We start from the raw sequence: 24208 nt of genomic DNA on the forward strand, positions 1-24208 counted from the left end.
CTGAACTACGTCCTCAGGCCTTCAGTCTGTATTCAGAATGACAGAGAATGTTAATAACATAGACTCAATAGATGTTATAAAACCGTCATAAGTAACGAACGATCATCAATTATCATTTATAACGGATCATTTAGTAGGTCTTATTATTCGCATCAATGTAATAGTAATTTTTGCCGTCTTTTGTCACTTCAAACATTTTCCCAAGCTTCCAGCTGAAGTTTCTTTTAATATTTGAATATTCGAAGGGAATAATAATTTTGTTATTAACATCTATGACTCCAAATTTATCATTGTTTGATGCAACAATCATTGGATCTGCAACATCATCTCCTTCCATAATATAAAGGTACTGATATTGCGGATAAATCTGGTATTGGCGGTAGTCTGCCGCATTAACGAATTTTGATTTTTCAATTATTCCATAGAATCCATTGAGAATATAGGCCTGGAAAAGCTGTTGCTTATATTCATCAAACTTACATTTTCCTAAATCTGAATCTTTAAATTGATAAACTCTTTTTCCAGTATGGTCTATCCTATAAGAAATCATATTCTTTTCTACAGTCGCGAAATCTTTTGTCCCAAATTTTCTTACTTTTTCATTCGGTGAATTCAAAAGATTGCAGTCTTCATAAAAGAAAACTGCGATATGATATTCCGGTTGAATGATGTACTTTCCGTTTTGATTAACATACCCGAAACTATCTCCTTTCTTTTTGGGAATCAAAAGTGGAAGATCTTTGTTATGAACTACCAAGTCGGGATTATGCCTGACGAGGGCATTTTTCTCTTTTTTCACGGTAGTTTTCATGCTATTTTTCACAGCCGGTTTTTTCACAAATTTAGTCTGTGAGAAAACAGAAATCGAAATAAAAACACACAAAAGATTCAAGATATTTTTCATATTCATCATTTGTCTGCAATATTACGGCCAAAAATAGAAATTATCAAATTCATATTTATAAAGAATCTAAATAATTTCATTCTCATAAAATCGTAAAATTTCGTAATTTTGGGGAACATTTTGAATTGTTTAATCATTTAAAAAACTTTTAAAAAAACGTAGATTATGCTGACCTTATTGGGGTTAATGTTGCATCACATGCGAGATCTCAAAATGTCATTAACGGTATTAGACAGACCAGTAAAGAAGCAGCGAAATACTCTACCTTTAATATTGAAAGACCTTCTATTATGAATATTTATAAGGATTACATCAAAGAGATTGAAGAAAGAAAAAACCAGGGGCTTCATCCAAAGCCAATTGATGGTGCTGAATTACTAAGCGAAATCATCGCACAAATCAAAGACTCAGGTAATGCAGATCGAACGGATTCTCTTAAATTTTTCATCTACAACACCTTACCGGGAACAACAAGTGCAGCTGGTGTAAAGGCTAAATTTTTAAAAGAGATCATTCTGGGTGAATCCGTAGTAGAAGAAATCTCTCCGGCTTTTGCTTTCGAATTATTATCTCACATGAAAGGAGGTAAATCTATCGAAGTATTATTAGACTTGGCTTTAGGTAATGATGCTGCTATCGCTCAACAAGCGGCAGACGTTCTTAAAACTCAGGTTTTCCTTTATGAAGCGGACACTAACCGTTTAAAAGAGGCATACAACAGCGGAAATGCAATCGCTAAAGAAATTTTAGAAAGCTATGCAAAAGCTGAATTCTTCACTAAACTGCCAGAAGTAGCTGAAGAAATTAAAGTAGTTACTTATATCGCTGGTGAAGGAGACATTTCTACCGATTTACTTTCTCCGGGTAACCAGGCTCACTCAAGATCAGACCGTGAACTTCATGGTAAATGTATGATTACTCCTGAAGCTCAGGAAGAAATCAAAGCTTTACAAGCACAACATCCTGATGCAAGCGTTATGCTTATCGCTGAAAAAGGAACAATGGGTGTAGGTTCATCCAGAATGTCAGGGGTAAATAACGTAGCTCTATGGACTGGTAAACAAGCAAGTCCATATGTACCATTCGTAAATATCGCTCCAATCGTAGGAGGAACAAACGGTATTTCTCCAATCTTCCTTACTACAGTTGATGTTACCGGAGGTATTGGTGTTGACCTTAAGAACTGGGTGAAGAAAGTTGACGAAAACGGAAACCCTGTTCGTAACGAAAATGGTGATATCGTTCTTGAAGAAGCTTATTCAGTAGCTACAGGAACTGTTTTAACAATTAATACAAAAGAAAAAAAATTATATAACGGAGATCAGGAACTGATTGACCTTACGAAGTCTTTCACTCCACAAAAGATGGAATTCATCAAAGCTGGAGGATCTTACGCAATCGTGTTTGGTAAGAAGTTACAGACATTTGCAGCGCAGACACTAGGTGTTGAAGCTCCGGTTGTTTTTGCTCCATCAAAAGAAATTTCTCACGAAGGACAAGGTCTTACAGCTGTTGAAAAAATCTTCAACAGAAATGCTGTAGGAACTACACCAGGAAAAGTGTTACATGCTGGTTCTGATGTTCGTGTACAGGTAAACATTGTTGGATCTCAGGATACGACAGGTCTTATGACTTCTCAGGAGCTTGAATCAATGGCGGCTACTGTAATTTCTCCAGTTGTTGACGGTGCATACCAATCAGGGTGTCATACCGCCTCAGTTTGGGATAAAAAAGCTCAGGCGAACATTCCTAAGCTAATGAAATTCATGAACGATTTCGGATTAATCACAGCTCGTGACCCGAAAGGTGAATACCACTCAATGACTGACGTTATTCACAAAGTTCTTAACGATATCACTGTAGACGAATGGGCAATCATCATTGGTGGTGACTCTCACACGAGAATGTCTAAAGGAGTTGCTTTCGGAGCTGACTCTGGAACGGTTGCTCTTGCATTAGCTACTGGTGAAGCTTCAATGCCAATCCCAGAATCCGTAAAAGTAACTTTTAAAGGTGAAATGAAGCCTCACATGGATTTCCGTGATGTGGTTCACGCTACACAGGCTCAGATGTTGAAGCAATTCGGAGGAGAGAACGTATTCCAGGGAAGAATCATTGAGGTTCACATTGGAACACTTCCTGCTGACCAAGCGTTCACATTTACAGACTGGACTGCTGAAATGAAGGCTAAAGCGTCTATCAACATTTCTGAAGACAATACTCTAATTGAATCATTGGAAATTGCTAAAGGCAGAATCCAGATCATGATAGATAAAGGAATGGATAACCACAACAAAGTTCTTCAGGGATTAATTGATAAAGCAAATAAGAGAATTGAGGAGATCAGATCTGGTGAAAAACCAGCGCTTACTCCAGATGCTAACGCTAAATATTATGCTGAAGTTGTTGTAGATCTTGATGTAATCGTAGAACCTATGATTGCTGACCCGGACGTAAACAACGAAGATGTTTCTAAGAGATATACTCACGATACCATCAGAGATCTTTCTTACTATGGTGGTGAGAAAAAAGTAGACCTTGGTTTCGTAGGATCTTGTATGGTTCACAAAGGAGACCTTAAGATCGTTTCTCAGATGTTGAGAAACCTTGAAAAGCAAAATGGTAAAGTAGAATTCAGCGCTCCTCTAGTGGTAGCTGCTCCTACTTATAACATCATTGACGAGCTAAAAGCTGAAGGTGACTGGGAATTATTAGAGAAATATTCTGGTTTTGAATTTAATGATAACGCTCCAAAAGGTGAAGCTCGTACAGAATACGAAAACGTAATGTACCTTGAGCGTCCTGGATGTAACCTTTGTATGGGTAACCAGGAAAAAGCAGCAAAAGGAGATACGGTTTTAGCTACTTCTACTCGTTTATTCCAAGGAAGAGTTGTAGAAGATTCTGAACGTAAAAAAGGAGAATCTCTATTAGCATCAACTCCGGTTGTTGTTCTTTCTGCAATCATCGGAAGAATTCCAAGCATTGAAGAATATAAAGCAGCTGTTGAAGGAATTGACCTGACCACTTTTGTACCTTCTATCAAGGAATTAACAAGTACAAGTGCTCACTAATAGCATTATCAATAAGTTGTAAGACTATTGAAAATCATATCAATGGAAGATTTTAGATCCAAACGGACTAAAATCTTCCATTTTTTGTTTAGAATCGTTCTATTTTAAGTGAAATACAATTTTTTTCTGAGGAAATCGGAAAAATAGAATCTATTTTTTCTTAAATTGAAAGTGATAAAATCTCTTGCTTTTATATTCGAAATCAACCTTATTCATGCATTATAGGAACGTTTTTTGATATATAAAAAATTGATTTTTCTTTTTCAAATAAGTGAAAAGGAAAATAGAATAGAAAAAGAACAAAACTAAATACGATATGACTTTTGATATTGATATGATCAAAAAGGTGTATGAGCGTTACCCTGAGAGAATTGCAGCAGCAAGACAAATCGTGGGAAAACCTCTTACCCTTTCAGAAAAAATTCTTTACACCCACCTTTGGGAAGGAAATGCTACACAGGAATATGAAAGAGGAAACTCTTATGTAGATTTTGCACCGGACAGAGTAGCTATGCAGGATGCCACAGCGCAAATGGCGCTTTTACAGTTCATGCAGGCAGGAAAAGCTAAAGTAGCTGTTCCTTCAACAGCTCACGCGGATCACCTGATCCAGGCGAAAGTAGGTGCTGATAAAGATTTACAGGAAGGTATTAACAAAAACTCTGAGGTGTTCAACTTCTTAAGTTCTGTATGTGATAAATATGGAATTGGTTTCTGGAAACCAGGAGCAGGGATCATTCACCAGGTAGTATTGGAAAACTATGCTTTCCCTGGAGGGATGATGATTGGTACTGACTCTCACACTGTAAATGCCGGCGGACTAGGAATGGTTGCTATTGGTGTAGGTGGTGCTGATGCAGTAGATGTGATGGCTGGAATGGCATGGGAACTTAAAATGCCTAAACTTATCGGAGTAAAATTAACCGGTAAAATGAACGGATGGACCTCTGCAAAAGATGTGATCTTAAAAGTAGCAGGAATACTTACCGTAAAAGGAGGTACAGGATGCATCGTTGAATATTTTGGTGAAGGAGCAGAATCTCTTTCCGCAACCGGAAAAGGTACCATCTGTAACATGGGTGCCGAAATTGGTGCTACCACTTCTACATTCGGATATGATGATTCAATGAGAAGATATCTTTCCGCAACCGGAAGACAGGATGTAGTAGATGCTGCTGATAAAATTGCAGAACACTTAACAGGTGACGCTGAAGTATATGCCAACCCTGAACAATATTTCGACCAATTAATCGAAATCAATCTTTCTGAACTGACTCCGCACTTAAACGGACCTTTCACTCCGGATTTAGCGACTCCAGTTGCTGAATTCAGAGCTAAAGCTGAAGCAAATGGATGGCCATTAGAAGTTGAATGGGCGTTGATCGGTTCTTGTACCAACTCTTCTTATGAAGATTTATCAAGAGCAGCTTCTATTGTAGAAGATGCCGTATCTAAAGGAGTTAAACCTAAAGCTATTTTAGGAATTAACCCGGGTTCTGAGCAGGTGAAATTTACTGCGGAAAGAGACGGATTCTTAGATTCTTTCAGAAAATTTGAAAATGCAAGAATATTTACCAATGCTTGTGGACCATGTATCGGACAATGGGACAGAGAAGGTGCTGAAAAAGGAGAGAAAAACTCTATCATCCACTCTTTCAACAGAAACTTTGCAAAAAGAGCGGATGGTAACCCGAATACTCATGCATTTGTAGCTTCTCCTGAAATGGTAGCTGCTGTTGCGATCTCCGGTAGATTAGATTTCAATCCTATTACTGATACTTTAACGAATGAAGCAGGTGAGCAGGTAAAACTTAACGAACCTAAAGGATATGAACTTCCAGCAAAAGGATTTGCTGTAGATGATAACGGATATCAGGCTCCTTCTGAGGATGGATCTAAAGTAGTAGTGAATGTAAGCCCAACTTCAGACAGACTTCAGTTGTTAGAAGAATTCCCGGCTTGGGATGGTAAAAATATTACCGGAGCTAAAGTATTGATCAAAGCTTTTGGAAAATGTACTACCGACCATATCTCAATGGCTGGACCATGGTTGAAATATAGAGGACATCTTGACAATATTTCAAACAATATGTTAATTGGAGCAGTAAACGCTTACAATATGGAAACCAACCACGTTAAGAACGAATTAACGGGTGAATATGGTGAAGTTCCAGCTGTACAAAGAGCTTACAAAGCGGCAGGGGTTCCAACTATTGTTGTAGGAGACCAAAACTATGGGGAAGGCTCTTCAAGAGAGCACGCAGCCATGGAGCCTAGACACCTTGGAGTAAAAGCCGTATTGGTAAAATCATTTGCGAGAATCCATGAAACCAACCTTAAAAAACAAGGAATGTTGGGGATCACTTTTGCTAATGAAGCTGATTATGACAAAATCCTGGAAGATGACACGGTTAACTTCTTAGATCTTGATCAGTTTGCTCCAGCAAAACAATTGACATTAGAATTCGTTCACAAAGACGGAACTAAAGATATCATCATGGCCAACCATACTTACAACGATCAACAAATTGATTGGTTCAAAGCTGGCTCTGCCCTGAATCTGATTAAACAACAAGAGAAATAAGAATTGATTCTTAGATCTATTAATTATAAAAGACGGCTTCATAGAAGCCGTCTTTTTGTCTAAAAACCCATGAGATTAACTTGATAAAAGCTTATTTAATATCTACTTTTTGTTCCGGTTTATTCTTTTCTGGATTTTTAGGCAACGTTACCGTTAAAATACCATTTTCATAAAGTGCCGAAACCTGATCATCAAAAACTTTATCTGTTAATTGGAAGCGACGTTCAAAAGAACTTTCATAAAATTCCTGATAAATTAATTTAGAGCCTGGATTCTTTTCTTCATAGGTATAGGATATTGTAAGAACCTGATCCTTAATAGCTACTTTAAAAGATTCTTTATGTAAACCTGCTGCATAAAGCTGTACTGTAAAATTATCTTCATTTTCAGTAATATTTACAGGTTTATAGTTATTGATCTTTTTATCGAACATTTCCTTAAAAGGGTGATTTCCTCCCATAAAATGTTCTTTAAATTTCTTTCCAAAGCCACTTTTTTCAAATGCATTGCATTGACCTTGTTTCCCAAATGGATTGTGTGTATAATTGTGTTGTGTGTACATAATTTTAATTATTTGATAAGTGTTGTTATGATTTAATGAATTGGGATAATAGCTAAATCCTCTTTTCTCATATGTGAATAGGCTATTTTTTGTTGTTTTTGAAGGGGATTATAATAAGGAAGAAACTCCATTGTCTCTTTTCCATATGCTATTTGTTTTTCCTGTCTTTTTCCCATCATTTTTGCTACAAACATTCCAATTCCTGCTAATACCAATCCCGCAATCAATAGTTTAAAAACTATGGATAAGATTAACACTGCTGCACCTACTACTACTGTGATTCCTAGTAATCTCGGCAGGATAAATTTTATTTTATTGTTCATTTTTGTTACTTATTAAATGTTAATTTCTTCTGATGTAAGATGAAGTAAATCCGGATTTACTTTTTTAATTTTCAATTGTTTAAGCGCTAAAACCTCTTACATGGTACAAGACGATAATCAATTTAATTTTACTTTATTCTTTTTCATTTTTTTAAACAAGAAAATATTTTTTCTATCATTAATAGTTGATGGATAGACTCTTTTTTAAATAAAATATCAACTATAAATTAGACATATTGTAACAAAATTCTTTTTTGGGCGTCTAACCAGATAGTAGTAAATACATTATGAAAAAAACTATATTCACTTTATCTTTAATAAGTTCTGTCTTTGTTTTTTCACAGGAAAAAGGCAATAGCAGCAACAAAGAAAAACAAATTGACGGCATCGTTATCACCAAAACTAAAAAAGCCGTTGAACAAAAAGCAGACCGTACTGTTTTTGATTTCTCTGAACAACCTCAGCTTAATAACGGGAACGTTCTGGAAGGAGTTAAAAAGCTTCCGGGACTTGTAGCTACAGACATCGCAGGGATGATGTATCAAGGAAAAATGTTGGAAGTATTTCTTAACGGAAGACCTTTAAACATTACGTCTAATGATCTGACCGCTTTCCTGGAGGGGATGCCTGCCAATTCTGTAGAAAGAATTGAAATTATTACCCAACCGGGAGCTGAATTTCCTGCGACTTCGGGAGGTGCAATCATGAATATCATCACCAACAAAAACGCTAATAAATATTTAACGGCCACCTATTCGGGAAATTATTCCTTCACGAATTATGATCAATATAGAAGCAGAACAACCAATTCCGTGAATTTAAATGCTAGAAATAAATATTTCGGTTGGCAATTGAATGTAGGACAAAATTACCGTGAAAGCATGCTGAATGGTCAGCAGGATGAGCTTTTAACAAGTCACACTGACAGGTATGGACGTGGATATTTTGCAAAATCAGGATTAAGTTTTGATTTAGGTCAGGACAGGTTATTATTAAACTACGATATTTATCACAATAATAATGACAACTATACTTTAAGTGACGGTCACGGAGATTTACCTTTCAAGAGAAATCTGGAGGATTTAAAAGAAGCGTTTTATACCTCTTCAGATGTTGCCCATACTAATACTTTGAGACAGGAGGCAGTGGTAACCTATCAGAAACGTTTTGGGGACAAATCTCAAAAACTTGATTTCCAATTTGGCTACACCAGATCAGACAACAAGTTTTCTCAGGATAATTACTTTCAGGATGGAATATTTGTAACTGAACCTACTGTACCTCTTGATAGCCCTACTAATGGTTTAAAAGATATTCTGAATAATAAATCGGTAATGAACATCGCCAATTTTAAAGTAGACTATGCACAGCCCATCAAGCTTCTGGATGGCGGAAAAGTAAGCTTTGGGGGATTGTATGAGAAACAGAATTATGATACAGAAAGTTTTGGTTTAACCAATCTTGAATACCAGAGACAAACCGCTTCTACTTATCTTGAATTTCAGGCAAAACTGAAAAAATTTGATTTCACATTGGGTACCCGTGCTGAAAACTATGATATTTCAGGAGTAACAAGGTATATTAAAGATAAAAAACTGAAAGAAGATAATTTACTCCCTTTCAATAAGTTTAAGTTTTTCCCGAATGCCAGTGTACAATACAACATGATGAATCAGGTTTATATTGCCGCAAACTACAACCGGAAAATAAGTTTACCGAGCATTTCTGCCCTGAATCCAAATAACGTAACGTTCTCCGGCCCCAGTACGGAAGTAAACGGTAACCCAAATCTACAACCTACGATCTTTGATAACTATGAAATAAAAGTATCGGCATTTGATTATGCATTTATCGGGTATAGTGTAAGTTCAGCAAGCAACCAGGTAGCTCAGATTATCAGAAAGGACGGAAGAAAACTCTTCAATGAGCAGATTAATATCTCTAATATGAAAATCCATAATTTCAATATTGGGCTTCCTGTTCCGTTTCAGATTTTTACCAAGTCTATAGGTGAGATTATGAAGTCGAACTTCAATCCTGACAAAATGAATTTTATGTACATTTATGCAGGATATCAGAAACATGACATTGATAACCTCAACAATAAAGGGTTCTGGATTTTTAACCTAATGACCCAGATTATTTTACCTAAAGACATCAAACTAACCGCTAATTATAGCTATCTGACTCCAAAAGCAGGATATTTCTACTTTACCGCAGAGAAGCCATTCAACAATTCGCTTGATCTTACGCTGACAAAGAAATTTATGAGCAACCGTCTGACAGTTTCAGTTTTTGCCAATGATATTTTCAACGGACAGATGATGCAGGTACGTTCTAATCCACCATCTGGAACACCAGTAATGATCAGTAGTAAATATGACACAAGAAACTTTGGAATTTCCATCAATTATAAAATTCCAACAAGAAACAAATTAGCGAAAGAGGATCCAAACATCCTGAACCAAACCAAGAAAGAGGATAACGGCGGTGTTATGCAGCAAGGACAGTAATAGATTTAAATGATTAATAACCAAAAATGAGGCAGTGATACGATTACTGCCTCATTTTTATTTCTATTGATCTATAATAATGAAAGTTATATCTCACGCAGCTTTAGCTGATAACGCATTTTTTTTATAGAGTTATAGCACATTAAGATCTGCGAAATCTGTGTGATCTGCGAGAAAAAATCTAACCCATTTAGAAATCTAACGTTTGAAATCTCCAGTTCAGTGTATCAATCAATGTCAACTGATTAAGATTTATAGGGAAATCTGCTATGATTTTCAAGGTTTGAAGTGCCATCATGCTCCCTACAATTCCTGGAAGAGCTCCCAAAACTCCCAAGCTGTCACAATCCGGCATTTCTTCATCATGAGGAGGTTCAGGAAATATATCCCTCAGGTTCTTACTTCCTAGATGATTGAACACAGCAACCTGTCCGGAAAATCCTAAAATACTTCCATACACCAATGTTTTGCCTAATTCTACACAGGCATCATTCACCAGATATCTTGTTGAGAAATTATCTGAACCATCTACAATAATATCATATTGAGAAAGTATTTCTGAGGCATTGGAAGCGTCAATCTTTTGTTCAATACCAATTACTTTCACCTGATGATTAAGGTTATTCACAAACCTTTCAGCACTTTTTATTTTTAGTGTCCCTACTTCACTTTCAGTATGAATGATCTGACGGTTTAGATTATGCAGTTCTACCTTATCAAAATCGGCGATGCCTATGGTTCCCACTCCAGCCGCTGCCAGATATTGAATCACTGGACTACCCAATCCACCAGCACCTATAACAAGAACTTTTGAAGCCATTATTTTCTTCTGTCCTTCTAATCCTATTTCATCAATAAAGATCTGGCGGCTGTATCTTTTAAATATATCCTCTTGCATTTTGAACTATATTATTTAAGCACCACTATAAACAGAATCCCAATCCTTCATTACCGGATCATATCCTGATTGTTTAATCATAGCTTTAATTTCCTCCATACTTCTTTCATCGCTGGTTTCAAACTGTTCCAGAGATTCCTTATCCACAGCATATCCTCCCGGATTGGTTTTTGAACCCGCACTCATCGTTGTAGCTCCCAATGCAACAACATGATTTCTGAAGGTTTCATTTTCTCTTGTGGAGATAGATATTTCTAGATCTTCATTCCAGATTCTATAGGCACAGATCAGTTGAAGCAGGTCTTTATCTTCCATAATAAAATTAGGCTCAATAATTCCTTCTGCCGGTCTTAACCTTGGAAATGATACTGAGAATTTGCTTTTCCAATATTGCTTTTGGAGATAATCGATGTGAAGAGCGTTGAAAAAGCTATCTACACGCCAATCTTCCAGCCCAAGCAGTACACCAAGTCCCATTTTATGGATTCCGGCCCTGCCAACTCTGTCAGGCGTATCTAAGCGAAAATGAAAATTGGATTTTTTACCTTTCGGGTGATACTCTTTATATACTTCCTGATGATAAGTTTCCTGGTATACTAACACCGAGTGAACCCCCTCTTCATGAAGAAGTTTATACTCATCCTCCTCTAAAGGCTGCACTTCAATGGAAATATTGGAGAAATGAGGCTTCAGTAAACGAACAGCATTCTGAAAATAAGGAACGCCTACGATTTTATTGGCTTCTCCACTTACTAAAAGTACATGATTGACTCCCATTGATTTTAAAACAGCACTTTCAATCATCAGTTCAGAGTCTGAAAGTGTTTTTCTCCTAAGGCTATTATCCAGGCTGAATCCGCAGTATGTGCAGATATTCTGGCATTCGTTGCTTAGATACAATGGAGCATACAGCTGAATGGTCTTCCCGAAACGTTTCTGAGTGAGTGCTCTTGTCATAGTAGCCATCAATTCCAGCTCCTGTGATGCTGCCGGAGAAAGCAGATTCAGAAAGTCATCCAATGTTCTGTTTCTCTTCTGGAGACTATTTCGAACTTCAGATAGGGTTACTTTTTCAAGTCTGGTTTTTACTTCATCCCATTGGTATTGCTCGAAAACCTCCTTAAAACTATTCATTACTCTTATTTTTATTCAAACAAAAATGACGTTAGCGGGCTTGATGCTTCGGCGTGATTTGCTATAGCTCCTAAACCTGATTCAAAGGCTCTTCTTCCGGCAATCACACCTTCTTTGAATGCAACAGCCATATTTACAGGATTCCTGGCCACTGCAATAGCGGTATTCACCAAAACAGCATCTGCTCCCATCTCCATTGCCTTTGCCGCATCTGATGGTGCTCCAATTCCGGCATCTACAACAACAGGTACATTACTTTGGCTGATGATAATTTCTAAGAAATCTAATGTTCTCAACCCTTTATTCGTTCCAATAGGCGCACCTAAAGGCATTACTACAGCTGTTCCCGCATCTTCAAGACGTTTGCATAAAACCGGATCAGCATGAATGTAAGGCATTACGACGAAACCTAATTTGGCCAACTCTTCGGTAGCATACAACGTTTCAATAGGATCGGGTAATAAATATTTCGGATCCGGATGAATTTCCAGTTTTACCCAGTTGGTTTCTAAGGCTTCTCTAGCTAATTGTGCTGCCAATACTGCCTCTTTCGCTGTTCTTGCCCCTGAAGTATTGGGTAAAAGATGAACATTCGTTCCTTTTAACGAGTCTAGCAGATCATCTTCGGCCGATTGAGCATCAATTCTCTTCAACGCCATTGTGACCATATTAGATTCTGAAGCAACAACAGAGGCTGCCATATCTTCAAGACTTCCGAATTTTCCTGTTCCTAAAAACAATCTCGACTCAAAGGTTCTGTCTGCTATTATTAATTTTTGATTATGCATATATCATTGCTTTTTTAAATTCATTAATGATAGACGGACGGTTAGTAATCTGACCTGAAACCGCTACTCCATAAACTCCGATCTGTTGTAACAATTGAATATCTTCAAGGCTCACTCCTCCAATCGCAAATATTTTAGGAATCATCATTCCCTTTTCATGAAGCTGATCTATAATTTCCTGATAGCCTTCAAATCCAAGAATAGGGCTGAGCTTTTCTTTTGTAGAAGTATATCTTAATGGTCCCAAACCAATATAATCACATGATTCATTCATTCTTTGAAGAACATCTGAAATCGTATTAGCTGTTCCGCCAATGATTTTACTCTCGCCTAAAATAATTCTTGCTTCTTCAGTAGAACCATCACTTAATCCTAAATGAACCCCATCAGCATCTATGATTTTTGCTAATTGAACATTATCATTGATGATACAAATTGATTGATATTCTGAACAAAGCTGTTTTGAAACTTCACAAAGGCTCATTAATTCATTTTCAGGGGCATTTTTCCAACGGATCTGTACCCATTTTATCCCATGATCTAAGGCTTTTCGGATATTTACTTCCTGTTCCTGCCTCGTATTTCCTTGTGAGATATATTGTAATTTTTCCATATTAACTATGAATGTGTTCCCAATAAAGAGGGCTGATTTATAAAATTATTCTCTATATAATTCTCCTGCATTTTCTAAAAACAGATAAAGGTTCATCACTTTCCCAAACCGCTCCTAATAAAGCTACACCATCTACTCCAAGATCAAAGACTTCCTGAATACGATCCACATCAATTCCTCCTAAAGCCATCAGCTTTACATCCGGATTGTTTCTTTGTTTCAAACGTTCAATCACTTTTGAATCAATTCCATATCCTTTTTTGGAGATACTTGGAAAGAATGGGCTTATGAAAGCATATTCCCATTCTTTTTCCAAATCATTAAAAGTGGTCATATCATGAACAGAGGTTGAAATTGTATTTCCATTCATAAAAGGTCTATATTTTCCCTCCCTTCGGTCTTCTTCTCTAAAGTGAAATCTTGGAATTCCATAGTCTTTTCCAAGGTCATAATAACTGTGTAGCACTAATTGTCCATAAAATAAAGAATCAATACTGTTGATAAATTCAATCATTTCATTCCGGCTGATCCATGGTTTTCTGATGTGAAGCAAATCCAGCCCATCGTGAAACATCTGATTGATGATCGCTGATTCATTAGGAACTGAACTTTCAGGAGTGATGACGAGAATCATATATAAATTTCCTTTCCATTTTCTATAAACTCCTGCGATTTATCGAACATTCCCTGTTCAGCAGATTCACGGATTTCCTGAGTGATCTTCATAGAACAGAATTTTGGTCCGCACATAGAACAGAAGTGAGCGATTTTAGCTCCATCAGCAGGAAGCGTTTCATCATGATAAGCTCTTGCCGTATCCGGATCTAATGAAAGATTGAACTGGTCTTCCCATCTGAATTCAAATCTTGCTTTACTTAATGCGTTATCTCTGTATTGTGCGCCTGGATGTCCTTTTGCTAAATCTGCAGCGTGGGCAGCTAATTTGTAAGTAATTACCCCCACTTTCACATCATCTTTGTTCGGAAGACCCAAATGTTCTTTTGGTGTTACATAGCAAAGCATTGCACATCCGAACCATCCGATCATAGCAGCCCCGATTCCTGATGTAATATGATCATAGCCCGGTGCAATATCTGTGGTTAAAGGCCCTAATGTATAGAAAGGAGCTTCATCACACACTTCCAATTGTTTTTCCATGTTTTCTTTAATCATGTGCATCGGAACGTGTCCTGGACCTTCAATCATCACCTGTACATTATGCTTCCAGGCAATTTTTGTCAGCTCACCTAATGTTTCCAGTTCTGCAAACTGTGCAGCATCATTGGCATCAGCAATAGAGCCCGGACGTAGACCGTCTCCCAAAGAGAAAGCCACATCATATTTCTTCATGATCTCACAAATCTCCTCAAAATGAGTGTATAAAAAGTTTTCCTTGTGATGGTAAAGACACCATTTCGCCATAATAGAGCCTCCTCTGGATACGATTCCTGTTACTCTGTTTGCCGTTAAATGAATGTATCTTAGCAAAACTCCGGCATGAATAGTGAAATAAGAAACTCCCTGTTCAGCCTGTTCAATCAATGTGTCTTTAAAAACCTCCCACGTTAGATCTTCCGGTACTCCTTTTACCTTTTCAAGTGCCTGGTAAATAGGAACGGTACCAATGGGAACCGGACTGTTTCTGATAATCCACTCTCTTGTTTCGTGGATATTTTTTCCTGTGGAAAGATCCATAATGGTATCTGCTCCCCATCGGCAAGCCCAAACTGCCTTTTCCACTTCTTCATCAATACTTGAAGAAACAGCACTGTTTCCAATATTGGCATTGATTTTCACTAAAAAGTTTCTTCCAATAATCATCGGCTCACTTTCAGGGTGATTGATGTTATTTGGAATAATGGCTCTTCCAGCCGCAATTTCGTCTCTTACAAACTCCGGAGTGATCTTACTTTTAGGAGTATTAGCACCAAAGCTATTTCCAATATGCTGGCAGGCCATTTCTTTCGGAACCGACTGCAATTGTTCTATTCTTTGGTTTTCTCTGATGGCGATATATTCCATTTCAGGGGTGATAATGCCTTGCTTCGCGTAATAAAGCTGGGTAAGCTCTTTTCCTTCCTGAGCCACTTTAGGTTTATGATCGTAGGAAAAACGTAATGCATCAAGTTTTGGATCTGCCAGACGTGCTTTACCGTATTCTGAGGTAATTCCATCCAAAATCACAACATCTTCTCTGTCCAGAATCCATTGCTCTCTTATTCTTGGAAGTCCTTTCTGAATATCGATGGTTGCATTTTCATCAGTGTAAGGCCCTGACGTATCATAAATGGTTACCGGAGCATTTTCTTCAAAATTTCCATTAGTCAGCTTGGTAGGGCTAAGTTGTATTTCACGCATTGCTACATTGATAGGATGAATTTTTCCTTCAACATAAATTTTCTTTGAGTTCGGAAATGGCGAACATGTAATTGAATGAGCCATAAATATGGGTATTAAGTATGAGAATTATCCGCCCTGAGTGGCAGTAATGATTAAAATTGAATCCAGATTATTAAGGGAAGTTTCCGCCCAGGCAGACAGCGGAATAATACGATTGTTGATGGCTACAGCAATACCTTTCTTCTTTCCAGGTAACTCCATAGCCAATAATGCTTCCAGATTTTCAGGAAGTATATCAAATGTTTTTCGGGTGTGGTTGATTATAAGTTCCATTCCTAATGATTTAAATATACTTTAGGAATGGCCATTATTGTACAATAGAATGTACAGCAAAAGTCATCTACTTTTCCCTACGCTGGTATGATCCAGATCAGGTTCAAAGGGTAAAGTCTCAGTCTGTATGAACAGACACCCCTAAAGTGTGGGACGAAGTTAGTTATTTTTTGAGAATGGGCAAAATCAAATTTTCCGGAAACAAAAAATCCCGCTTTTCAGCAGAATTTTCTTTTTTATTCTTCGCAAGCTCTCCAAACCGCATCATTCTGTGGAACAGGAGCTATAATTTCAATGTTTTCTTTGGTAACAGGATGAATAAATTCCAATTTTCTTGCATGAAGATTAATTCCTCCATCCGGATTGGAACGTGGAGAACCGTATTTTAAGTCTCCTTTGATAGGAATACCTGTCTTAGATAGCTGAGCCCGGATCTGATGATGTCTTCCGGTTTCAAGATCTATTTCGAGAAGCAAATAGTTATCTAAAGTCTTGATCACGTTATAAGTCAGGATTGCTTCTTTAGCTCCTTCTGTCGCTTTTGGGAAAACAATTGCCTTATTATTCTTCTCATTCTTCTTTAAATAATGAACGAGTCTTTGGCTCTGTGGAATCATCTCCTTTCCCACTACCGCCCAATACGTCTTTTTAACTTCACGATTCTTCACCATTTGAGTAAGACGGGAAAGCGCTTTTGAAGTTTTGGCATAAATCACCAAGCCTGAAGTGGGGCGATCTATACGATGAACCAAGCCGAGAAAAACATTCCCCGGCTTAGCATCTCTTATTTTTATAAAATTCTTGATAGATTCCAATAGTGATTCATCACCGGTCTTATCACCTTGTACAAGCTGACCGACTTTCTTATTCACTACCAGAAGGTGGTTGTCTTCATATACAATCTGCTCCTTCATTCAGTCTATCTATTTCTGTTTCTATTTGACATTGAAAGGATAATCCCCGCCAAAAGACCAATTGTTTTAAGTCCTGCAATCATTGAACTGTCCGGAAGCAATGCTCCAACTACACAAACTCCTGCTGCTGCATACATTGCATACATAAAGTTTTTATTGGTAAGCATTGGCGCCTGAATAAAGAAACTTGCTCCTATCAGCACATAAAATACTTTTCTGGAAAGCAAGTGATTGATTTCAGGTGAAAATAAATTGAACCAGCCTATAGCAAGACAGATTAATGCTGCAATAGATAATATTCCCTGGGCAGATTGTTGTTGATTTTGCATGAATTAATTTTAATAACTTTCGTTTTGGTTAGGGAACTCTACGCTCTTCACATCTTTTACATATTGAGAAACAGCTCCTGTAATTTCTGTGTAAAGGTCTAGGTATCTTCTTAAAAATTTCGGGCTGAAACCTTTGTTCATTCCTACCATATCATGATATACCAACACTTGACCATCACAATCAGCTCCGGCTCCAATTCCAATAGTAGGAATAGAAATACTCTCAGTCACTTTTTTAGCAAGTTCAGCAGGAATTTTTTCCAATACTACAGAAAAACATCCCAGTTCTTCTAAAAGCTGTGCATCAGCAATCAGTTTTTCAGCTTCTGCTTCTTCTTTTGCTCTTACTTTATACGTTCCGAATTTATATATAGACTGTGGAGTTAATCCTAAATGTCCCATTACCGGAATCCCAGCATTGATAATTTTTTTAATAGATTTTGAGATCTCTTTTCCGCCTTCAATTTTCACGGCATGAGCGCCTCCTTCTTTCATCATTCTTACAGCAGACTCTAAGGCTTTTTCAGGGTTACTCTGATATGTTCCGAATGGTAGGTCTGCTACTACTAAAGCTCTGTCCGTTCCTCTTACCACACTTTGAGCATGGTAGATCATTTGGTCTAATGTAATAGGTAATGTAGTTTCAAAACCTGCCATTACATTGGCTGCAGAGTCTCCAATCAAAATAGCATCTACTCCACCTGCATCTACCATCTTTGCCGTGGTAAAATCATAAGCAGTAAGCATTGTTATTTTTTCCTTGTCGAATTTCATTCTACGCAAGGTTTCAGTCGTAACTTTTTTAATTTCAGAGTGAACAGACATAATTTATCTATTTTTAAAAGTTAAAAAGTCGGCCATTTAGCCGACTTAAGTTTTTATGATTTTTACAAAACTACGTGACCGAGTTTCATGAGTTTATCGTGATTCAGAATCTTAATGTTTCGTCCGTCAACTTCTATCAGGTTATCCTGTTTGAACTCTGAGATCAGACGGATGGCACTTTCTGTAGCAGTACCAATAATGTTGGCAATTTCTTCTCTGGTTAAAGAGATCTTGATAAACCCTTCCGGGTCTACCCCTAATTTCTGTTCTAGAAGCAGCAATATTTCAGCCAGCCTTTCTCTTACCGTTTTCTGGGCAAGGAACGTGATGGTATTGGAAGATTCTCCTAATTCGTAAGAAATTTTCTGAAGCATTACGAAAGACAATTGCGGATCTACCTCCAAAAGATACATAAAGATATCTGCTGGTAAGAAAACACATTCAATGTCTGTCATAGCTTCTGCTTTGGCCTGGAAATTTTCCCCGCAAAGCAAAGAACGATAGCCGATAATATCCCCTTCTTTGATAAATCTTAAAATCTGATCTTTCCCAAATGCTCCTGATTTTGAAAGTTTAGCGGCTCCTTTTTCAAGAACGAACACCCCTTTTGGAGTCTCTCCATCCTCGAAAATAGTATCGTGTTTCTGAAAACTCAATCTTTTTTTACCGTTAATATATTTTTCAAAATCTGCGCTAGAAAGTCTTTCCTTAAATGATTTATCATTAAAAACTCTGGCGAACCTCTCTTCAATGGCTATCTGTTGTTCCTGCGGCATTTTATATGATATTTATCACAAAAATAGAACTTTTTAACTCGATAAACAAAAAAAATTGTTATAATTTTGTAGTTCAATAATTTAGGGAGGTGAGCGAGAACTGTTTTCATTGTGGTCAAGGAATAGAAAAAGAGAGAATTTTGTTTGATGAAAAGACTTTCTGCTGCAATGGCTGTAAGTCTGTTTATGAAATTCTGAATACAAACAATTTAAGTAATTTCTATGAACTTAATAAAGGAGCAGGAATTCGTCCGGGCGATGAAAGTTCTACTCAATTCGCTTATTTAGACACTCCGGAAATTTTTGAAAAGATCACAGATTTTTCTGAAGGAAACACCAGCCTTGTTACCTTTAAAATCCCTGTAATTCACTGTTCTTCCTGTATCTGGTTACTAGAAAGCCTTCATACCCTAAATCCTTATATTAAGTATTCACAGGTTAACTTTACCAGAAAGACCTTACAGATCTCATTCAACCATAATGATCTAAAATTAAGCGAACTAGCTAATTTCTTAACCAATTTAGGATACAAACCTGTTATCAGTCTTGAAACTGCAGAAAAAAATGTCGACCATCTTGATAAATCACTTCTTGTAAAATTTGCGATTGCAGGTTTTGCTTTCGGAAATGGAATGTTTTTAGCATTCCCGGAATATGTAGGAGGTGAAGATTACTGGATGGAACATTATAAAGGACTTTTCAGAGTTCTGATGTTCTTACTGGCATGTCCGGTCGTATTTTATTCTGCTTCCGATTATTATAAATCCGCCTGGTATGGTTTAAAAAATAAAATCGTTAACATTGATGTCCCAATTGTATTAGGAATATTCGTTCTCTTCGGAAGAAGTATTTATGAAGTGGCAACAGATTATGGCCCAGGATATTTTGATACCCTATGTGGTCTTCTTTTCTTCATGTTGATGGGAAAACTGTTCCAGAAAAGAACGTATAGCGCTCTTTCTTATGATAGAGATTACAAATCATTTTATCCTATTGCCGTAACCAAGGTAGACTTTGAAGGAAAACAGGAAAACATCCTTCTTTCTGAAATAAAAGTAGGTGACAGAATTCTAGTTAGAAACCAGGAAATCATCCCGGTAGATGCTATTCTGATCAACGGAGAAGGAAATATTGACAACAGTTTTATCACAGGAGAAAGTGAAAGCATCAGCAAACAGCCTGGTGACAAAATTTTTGCAGGAGGTAAGCAGGTAGGATCATCACTGGAACTGGAAGTGATTAAAGATGTGGATCAGAGTTATCTTACTCAGCTTTGGAACAAAGAAGCTTTCAAGAAACACGAGACCGGCCTAGATACCCTGACTAACAATATCAGTAAATATTTCACCTTCATCATTTTAGGCATCGCTTTAATTTCAGGAATTTATTGGGCATTCATCGATTTAGAGAAAATGTTCCAGGTTATTTCAGCAATTCTCATCATTGCATGCCCTTGTGCGCTTGCATTGTCTGCCCCATTCACTTTTGGGCACATTATGAGGATTTTAGGTCGAAATAAGTTTTATGTAAAAGATACTTTAACGATTGAAAAAATCGCCAAATTAGACACTATCGTCTTTGATAAAACAGGAACCATTACCCACAGAAAAAAATCCAACATCAGGTACGAAGGTTCAGAGATTAATGAATTTGACCAACTGAATATCAAAACATTATTAAAGAACTCCAATCACCCTCTTTCAAAGTCTCTTTATGAATTTATAGAGCTTAATGACAACTATTTCCCGGTTGAAAACTTCCAGGAAATTTCAGGAAAAGGCTATGTAGCAAGCATAAGAGGAAATGATTATAAAATCGGTTCTGCCCGCTACAACAATCAGGAACCCAAGAATCTTGAAACCGCGGTTTACATTAGCAAAAATGACGAATTTTTAGGAAAATTTATCTTTAAGAACGAATACAGACCAAAGCTTAAAGACTTATTTAATAAACTCACCAACTACAAAATATTTATTTTGAGCGGGGATAATTCCTCAGAAGAAAACCAGCTTAAAGAACTCATTCCAAACTACAAAGGAATGGCTTTCAACCAGAGCCCGGAAGACAAACTGAATTATATCAAAAACCTTCAGGATCAGCACATGAAAGTGGCTATGCTAGGAGATGGACTGAATGATGCAGGAGCATTAAAACAGAGTAATGTAGGGATTGCCATCGCTGATGATACTAACAGCTTCACCCCCTCTTCTGACGTCATTATGAATGGTGAAAAAGTAGTTACTTTAGACAACTACCTGAACGTTTGTAAAGGCTCGATTACTATTGTGAAAATGACATTTATAATCAGTTTTCTTTATAACATCGTTGGGTTAAGTTACGCTGTTACAGGCCACATGCATCCGCTTTTTGCTGCAATTATCATGCCTGTAAGTTCCATTACAGTAGTTACTTTTACTACAGTTTCAACTTGGATACTAGGTCGAAAATACTTCAAAAACCGGGCTTAAACCCGCTTATTTAGACTGATTTTAAATTAGCTGAAATCGGCATTTCGTGATGAATGTCATTATTTTTCACTAAATTTGAACCCCGAAAATAGGTTAATTTTGTTGTCCAATGGATATTCTATATTTAATGATCGTCTGCAGTGTTTCTTTAGCTGCGATCTTCCTGGTCGTATTTATAGTGTATGCCAGAAAAGGGCAGTTTGAAGATGATGAATCTCCTGCTGTCAGGATCCTTTTCGATGACGAAGTCAAGGAAAAAGATGAAACTGGCGACAAAAATAAAGACGAGAAAGAAATAGGAGAAAATAATAAAAATTGAGAAAAATAGTGAATAGTTGATATGGAAACACAAAAGTTTAGTTATGACAATAGTATTGTCCGTGCGTTCCTCTATGCGACCATTATCTTTGGTTTCATAGGATTTACGTTCGGGCTTACGGCGGCATTAATGCTTTTCTACCCTGAATTACCTGAATTCTTATTCGGTACAGATGATACAACCATTAAAAGTTTGGCATCGGGTAATATTCAAGGGTTAATAAACACTCATGGAGCGTTTGGTTTTGGTAGAATCAGAATGTTGCACACCAATACCGTGATCTTTGCGTTCGTGTGTAATATTGTTTATGTAGGGGTATACTACTCTACGCAAAGATTATTGAAGACAAGAATGTATAGTGATACATTATCTTGGATTCACTTCTGGACATGGCAGTTTATGATTGTTGCTACGTTCATTACCTTCTTTATGGGTATTAACACTTCTAAAGAATATGCTGAACATGAGTGGCCGATCGACATCCTGATTGCATTCTCATGGATCATTTTCGGGGCTAATATGATTCTCACTATTTCAAAGAGAAGAGTAAGACACCTTTATGTTGCTATTTGGTTCTATCTTGGAACTTGGGTAGCAGTAGCAATGCTTCACATTTTCAACAACCTTGAGGTTCCATTATCTTTCTCTGGCTGGAAGTCTTATTCTGCATATGCAGGAGCAAAAGATGCCATCGTACAATGGTGGTATGGTCACAATGCAGTAGCATTCGTATTGACAACTCCGGTTCTAGGTTTAATGTATTACTTCTTACCAAAAGCTGCAGACAGACCTGTATTCTCATACAAACTGTCTATTATTCACTTTTGGTCACTAATCTTCGTATATATCTGGGCTGGTCCTCACCACCTTCAGTATACCGCTCTTCCAGCATGGGCACAGGCAGTAGGAACTGGTTTCTCTATTATGCTTATCGCACCATCTTGGGGAGGAATGTTAAATGGTCTTCTTACTTTGAGAGGAGCTTGGGATAAAGTAAGAGAAAATCCTATTCTTAAGTTCTTCGTAGTAGCTGTTACTTGTTATGGTATGGCGACGTTTGAAGGTCCGCTTTTAGCAACTAAAAACATCAACAAAATTGGCCACTTTACAGACTGGGTTATCGGTCACGTACACTTAGGAGCTCTTGGATGGAATGGTTTCATGGCATTCGGGGTTATCTATTACCTGGTACCAATTATGTGGAGAACAAAACTTTGGTCTGTAAAATTAGCTAACTGGCATTTCTGGTTAGGTACTTTAGGAATCATTTTCTATGCAGTACCAATGTATATTTCTGGATTCACACAAGGATTAATGTGGAAGCAATTCAACCCGGATGGAACATTATTATGGAAAAACTGGTTGGATACAGTAACTGCAATTATTCCTTACTTCAAAATGAGATTCTTAGGAGGGCTATTCTATATTTCTGGAGCTATCCTAATGATTGTTAACGTAATTGCTACCGTAAGAAAAGGATCATTCCAGAAAGAAGTTCCTGCTGAAGCACCAGCATTAGCAAATATTGGTAACAAACGTAAAGAAGGAGAAGGATTCCACCTTTGGTTGGAAAGAATGCCATTACTTTTAACAGTATTATCATTATTTACTATTTCCATCGGAAGTATGGTAGAAATTATTCCTACTCTTACTCTTAAGAAAAGTGTCCCTACAATTTCTGCGGTAAAACCTTATTCACCGCTTGAGCTTGAAGGTAGAGATATTTATATCCGTGAAGGATGTAACGCTTGTCACTCTCAGATGATCAGACCGTTCAGAGATGAGATTACAAGATTCAACGGTAAAAACGGACAGTACTCTAAAGCTGGAGAGTTCATCTATGACAGACCATTCCTTTGGGGATCTAAGAGAACAGGACCAGATTTACATAGAGAAGGTGGTAAAAACCCAAGCTCTTGGCACTATAAGCACATGTATAACCCAAGATCTACTTCTGCAGGTTCTATCATGCCTCGTTACCCTTGGTTAATTGCTACTAACTTAGACAGATCTAAAATGGTAGATAAAATGAAGCTTATGAAGAACACATTTGATGTTCCTTATACAAAAGCTGAAATTGATTCTGCAGATAAGTGGGCAAACAACCAATCGGCAAAAATTGTAAAAGATATCTTCTCTGAAGCAAATGACTTGAAAGAAGCTTATGCTAAGAGACCTCAGGGAGAATTAGAGAAAAAAGAAATTATTGCTCTTATTTCTTATCTTCAAAGATTAGGAACAGATATTAAAACAACTGAAATTAAAACAGCAAGTAATAACTAAAAACATTAAAAGGTTAGTATGATTCCTCAGAACTTTAAAGATATATTATCCAATACAGAAAATGCTGGCTTCTACCAGACACTGGCTCTGATTTTCTTTATGCTGTTCTTCGTAGCTCTGGTAATCTATGTTTTTAGCAAGCCTAAGAAATATTACAAAGAGGAAGAAGAAGCTCCCCTAGGAGAGGATGAAGACGACGATTTTAATTTAAAAAATTAAACTATTTTT

At 37.1% G+C, this 24208-nt stretch carries 21 protein-coding genes and 1 riboswitch; of the genes, 7 read left to right on the top strand and 14 right to left on the bottom strand.

Annotation, left to right across the window (positions count from 1 at the left end; translation table 11 throughout):
* Positions 1-130: 130 nt before the first annotated feature.
* Positions 131-811 carry a WG repeat-containing protein gene (locus AC3HD6_RS17910; protein WP_488897572.1) on the bottom strand — a complete coding sequence of 227 codons (681 nt, stop codon included), beginning with the start codon at positions 809-811 and terminating at the stop codon, positions 131-133.
* Between the two features lie 383 nt (positions 812-1194).
* Between AC3HD6_RS17910 and AC3HD6_RS17915 the strand changes: the two genes are divergently transcribed.
* A complete protein-coding gene (locus AC3HD6_RS17915) occupies positions 1195-3978 on the top strand; it encodes a bifunctional aconitate hydratase 2/2-methylisocitrate dehydratase (RefSeq protein ID WP_488897573.1) in 2784 nt (927 codons plus the stop codon).
* 316 nt (positions 3979-4294) lie between these two features.
* Positions 4295-6562: an aconitate hydratase gene (locus tag AC3HD6_RS17920; RefSeq protein ID WP_488897574.1), complete on the top strand. Its 2268-nt coding sequence runs from the start codon at positions 4295-4297 to the stop codon at positions 6560-6562.
* Positions 6563-6653: 91 nt separating this feature from the next.
* On the opposite strand, the gene AC3HD6_RS17925 is transcribed toward AC3HD6_RS17920, so the two are convergent.
* Together AC3HD6_RS17925 and AC3HD6_RS17930 are read right to left on the bottom strand one after the other, a co-directional pair.
* On the bottom strand, positions 6654-7124 hold the full coding sequence (locus tag AC3HD6_RS17925) for an Hsp20/alpha crystallin family protein (protein ID WP_488897575.1): 471 nt from the start codon (positions 7122-7124) through the stop codon (positions 6654-6656).
* Between the two features lie 32 nt (positions 7125-7156).
* Positions 7157-7447: a hypothetical protein gene (locus tag AC3HD6_RS17930; RefSeq protein WP_488897576.1), complete on the bottom strand. Its 291-nt coding sequence runs from the start codon at positions 7445-7447 to the stop codon at positions 7157-7159.
* Between the two features lie 287 nt (positions 7448-7734).
* Here AC3HD6_RS17930 and AC3HD6_RS17935 point away from each other — a divergent pair, with 287 nt between their 5' ends.
* Positions 7735-9960 carry an outer membrane beta-barrel protein gene (locus AC3HD6_RS17935; protein WP_488897577.1) on the top strand — a complete coding sequence of 742 codons (2226 nt, stop codon included), beginning with the start codon at positions 7735-7737 and terminating at the stop codon, positions 9958-9960.
* A gap of 190 nt (positions 9961-10150) precedes the next feature.
* Here the strand turns inward: AC3HD6_RS17935 and AC3HD6_RS17940 are convergent, their stop codons facing one another.
* The 11 genes from AC3HD6_RS17940 to AC3HD6_RS17990 all read right to left on the bottom strand — a co-directional run bounded on the left by AC3HD6_RS17940 (position 10151) and on the right by AC3HD6_RS17990 (position 18910).
* Positions 10151-10858, bottom strand: coding sequence for a HesA/MoeB/ThiF family protein (locus AC3HD6_RS17940; RefSeq protein WP_488897578.1), 708 nt, complete (start codon positions 10856-10858; stop codon positions 10151-10153).
* 15 nt (positions 10859-10873) lie between these two features.
* Positions 10874-11992 carry a 2-iminoacetate synthase ThiH gene (gene thiH / locus AC3HD6_RS17945; protein ID WP_488897579.1) on the bottom strand — a complete coding sequence of 373 codons (1119 nt, stop codon included), beginning with the start codon at positions 11990-11992 and terminating at the stop codon, positions 10874-10876.
* An 11-nt stretch (positions 11993-12003) separates the two neighbouring features.
* The gene (locus tag AC3HD6_RS17950) at positions 12004-12780 is read right to left on the bottom strand and encodes a thiazole synthase (RefSeq protein WP_066695711.1); all 777 of its coding nucleotides are present in this window, start codon (positions 12778-12780) and stop codon (positions 12004-12006) included.
* Positions 12773-13393: a thiamine phosphate synthase gene (locus AC3HD6_RS17955; protein ID WP_488897580.1), complete on the bottom strand. Its 621-nt coding sequence runs from the start codon at positions 13391-13393 to the stop codon at positions 12773-12775. The genes AC3HD6_RS17950 and AC3HD6_RS17955 overlap by 8 nt, the downstream gene beginning before the upstream one ends.
* Positions 13394-13445: 52 nt before the next feature.
* On the bottom strand, positions 13446-14027 hold the full coding sequence (locus AC3HD6_RS17960) for a thiamine phosphate synthase (RefSeq protein ID WP_488897581.1): 582 nt from the start codon (positions 14025-14027) through the stop codon (positions 13446-13448).
* Complete coding sequence (gene thiC / locus AC3HD6_RS17965) at positions 14024-15835, bottom strand: phosphomethylpyrimidine synthase ThiC (RefSeq protein WP_488897582.1); 1812 nt, start codon at positions 15833-15835, stop codon at positions 14024-14026. Before thiC ends, AC3HD6_RS17960 begins: the two co-directional genes overlap by 4 nt.
* A gap of 24 nt (positions 15836-15859) precedes the next feature.
* A complete protein-coding gene (gene thiS / locus AC3HD6_RS17970; RefSeq protein WP_488897583.1) occupies positions 15860-16066 on the bottom strand; it encodes a sulfur carrier protein ThiS in 207 nt (68 codons plus the stop codon).
* A 57-nt stretch (positions 16067-16123) separates the two neighbouring features.
* Positions 16124-16219: riboswitch (TPP riboswitch) on the bottom strand.
* A gap of 83 nt (positions 16220-16302) precedes the next feature.
* A complete protein-coding gene (locus AC3HD6_RS17975; RefSeq protein WP_488897584.1) occupies positions 16303-16980 on the bottom strand; it encodes an RluA family pseudouridine synthase in 678 nt (225 codons plus the stop codon).
* 5 nt (positions 16981-16985) lie between these two features.
* A complete protein-coding gene (locus AC3HD6_RS17980; RefSeq protein ID WP_488897585.1) occupies positions 16986-17309 on the bottom strand; it encodes a hypothetical protein in 324 nt (107 codons plus the stop codon).
* Positions 17310-17318: 9 nt separating this feature from the next.
* Positions 17319-18134, bottom strand: a complete 816-nt coding sequence (panB, locus tag AC3HD6_RS17985) for a 3-methyl-2-oxobutanoate hydroxymethyltransferase (protein ID WP_488897586.1) — start codon at positions 18132-18134, stop codon at positions 17319-17321.
* 62 nt (positions 18135-18196) lie between these two features.
* Entirely contained in the window at positions 18197-18910 is a 714-nt protein-coding gene (locus AC3HD6_RS17990) for a Crp/Fnr family transcriptional regulator (protein WP_045501403.1), read from the bottom strand.
* A gap of 89 nt (positions 18911-18999) precedes the next feature.
* Between AC3HD6_RS17990 and AC3HD6_RS17995 the strand changes: the two genes are divergently transcribed.
* From AC3HD6_RS17995 to AC3HD6_RS18010, 4 genes are all read left to right on the top strand, one after another.
* The gene (locus tag AC3HD6_RS17995) at positions 19000-21378 is read left to right on the top strand and encodes a heavy metal translocating P-type ATPase (RefSeq protein WP_488897587.1); all 2379 of its coding nucleotides are present in this window, start codon (positions 19000-19002) and stop codon (positions 21376-21378) included.
* A 127-nt stretch (positions 21379-21505) separates the two neighbouring features.
* Entirely contained in the window at positions 21506-21697 is a 192-nt protein-coding gene (ccoS, locus tag AC3HD6_RS18000) for a cbb3-type cytochrome oxidase assembly protein CcoS (RefSeq protein ID WP_488897588.1), read from the top strand.
* A gap of 21 nt (positions 21698-21718) precedes the next feature.
* Entirely contained in the window at positions 21719-23980 is a 2262-nt protein-coding gene (gene ccoN, locus AC3HD6_RS18005) for a cytochrome-c oxidase, cbb3-type subunit I (RefSeq protein ID WP_488897589.1), read from the top strand.
* Between the two features lie 18 nt (positions 23981-23998).
* Positions 23999-24199 carry a cbb3-type cytochrome oxidase subunit 3 gene (locus tag AC3HD6_RS18010; RefSeq protein WP_045501410.1) on the top strand — a complete coding sequence of 67 codons (201 nt, stop codon included), beginning with the start codon at positions 23999-24001 and terminating at the stop codon, positions 24197-24199.
* Positions 24200-24208: the final 9 nt, after the last annotated feature.

The sequence above is a fragment of the Chryseobacterium sp. II3a genome (genome assembly GCF_057815135.1).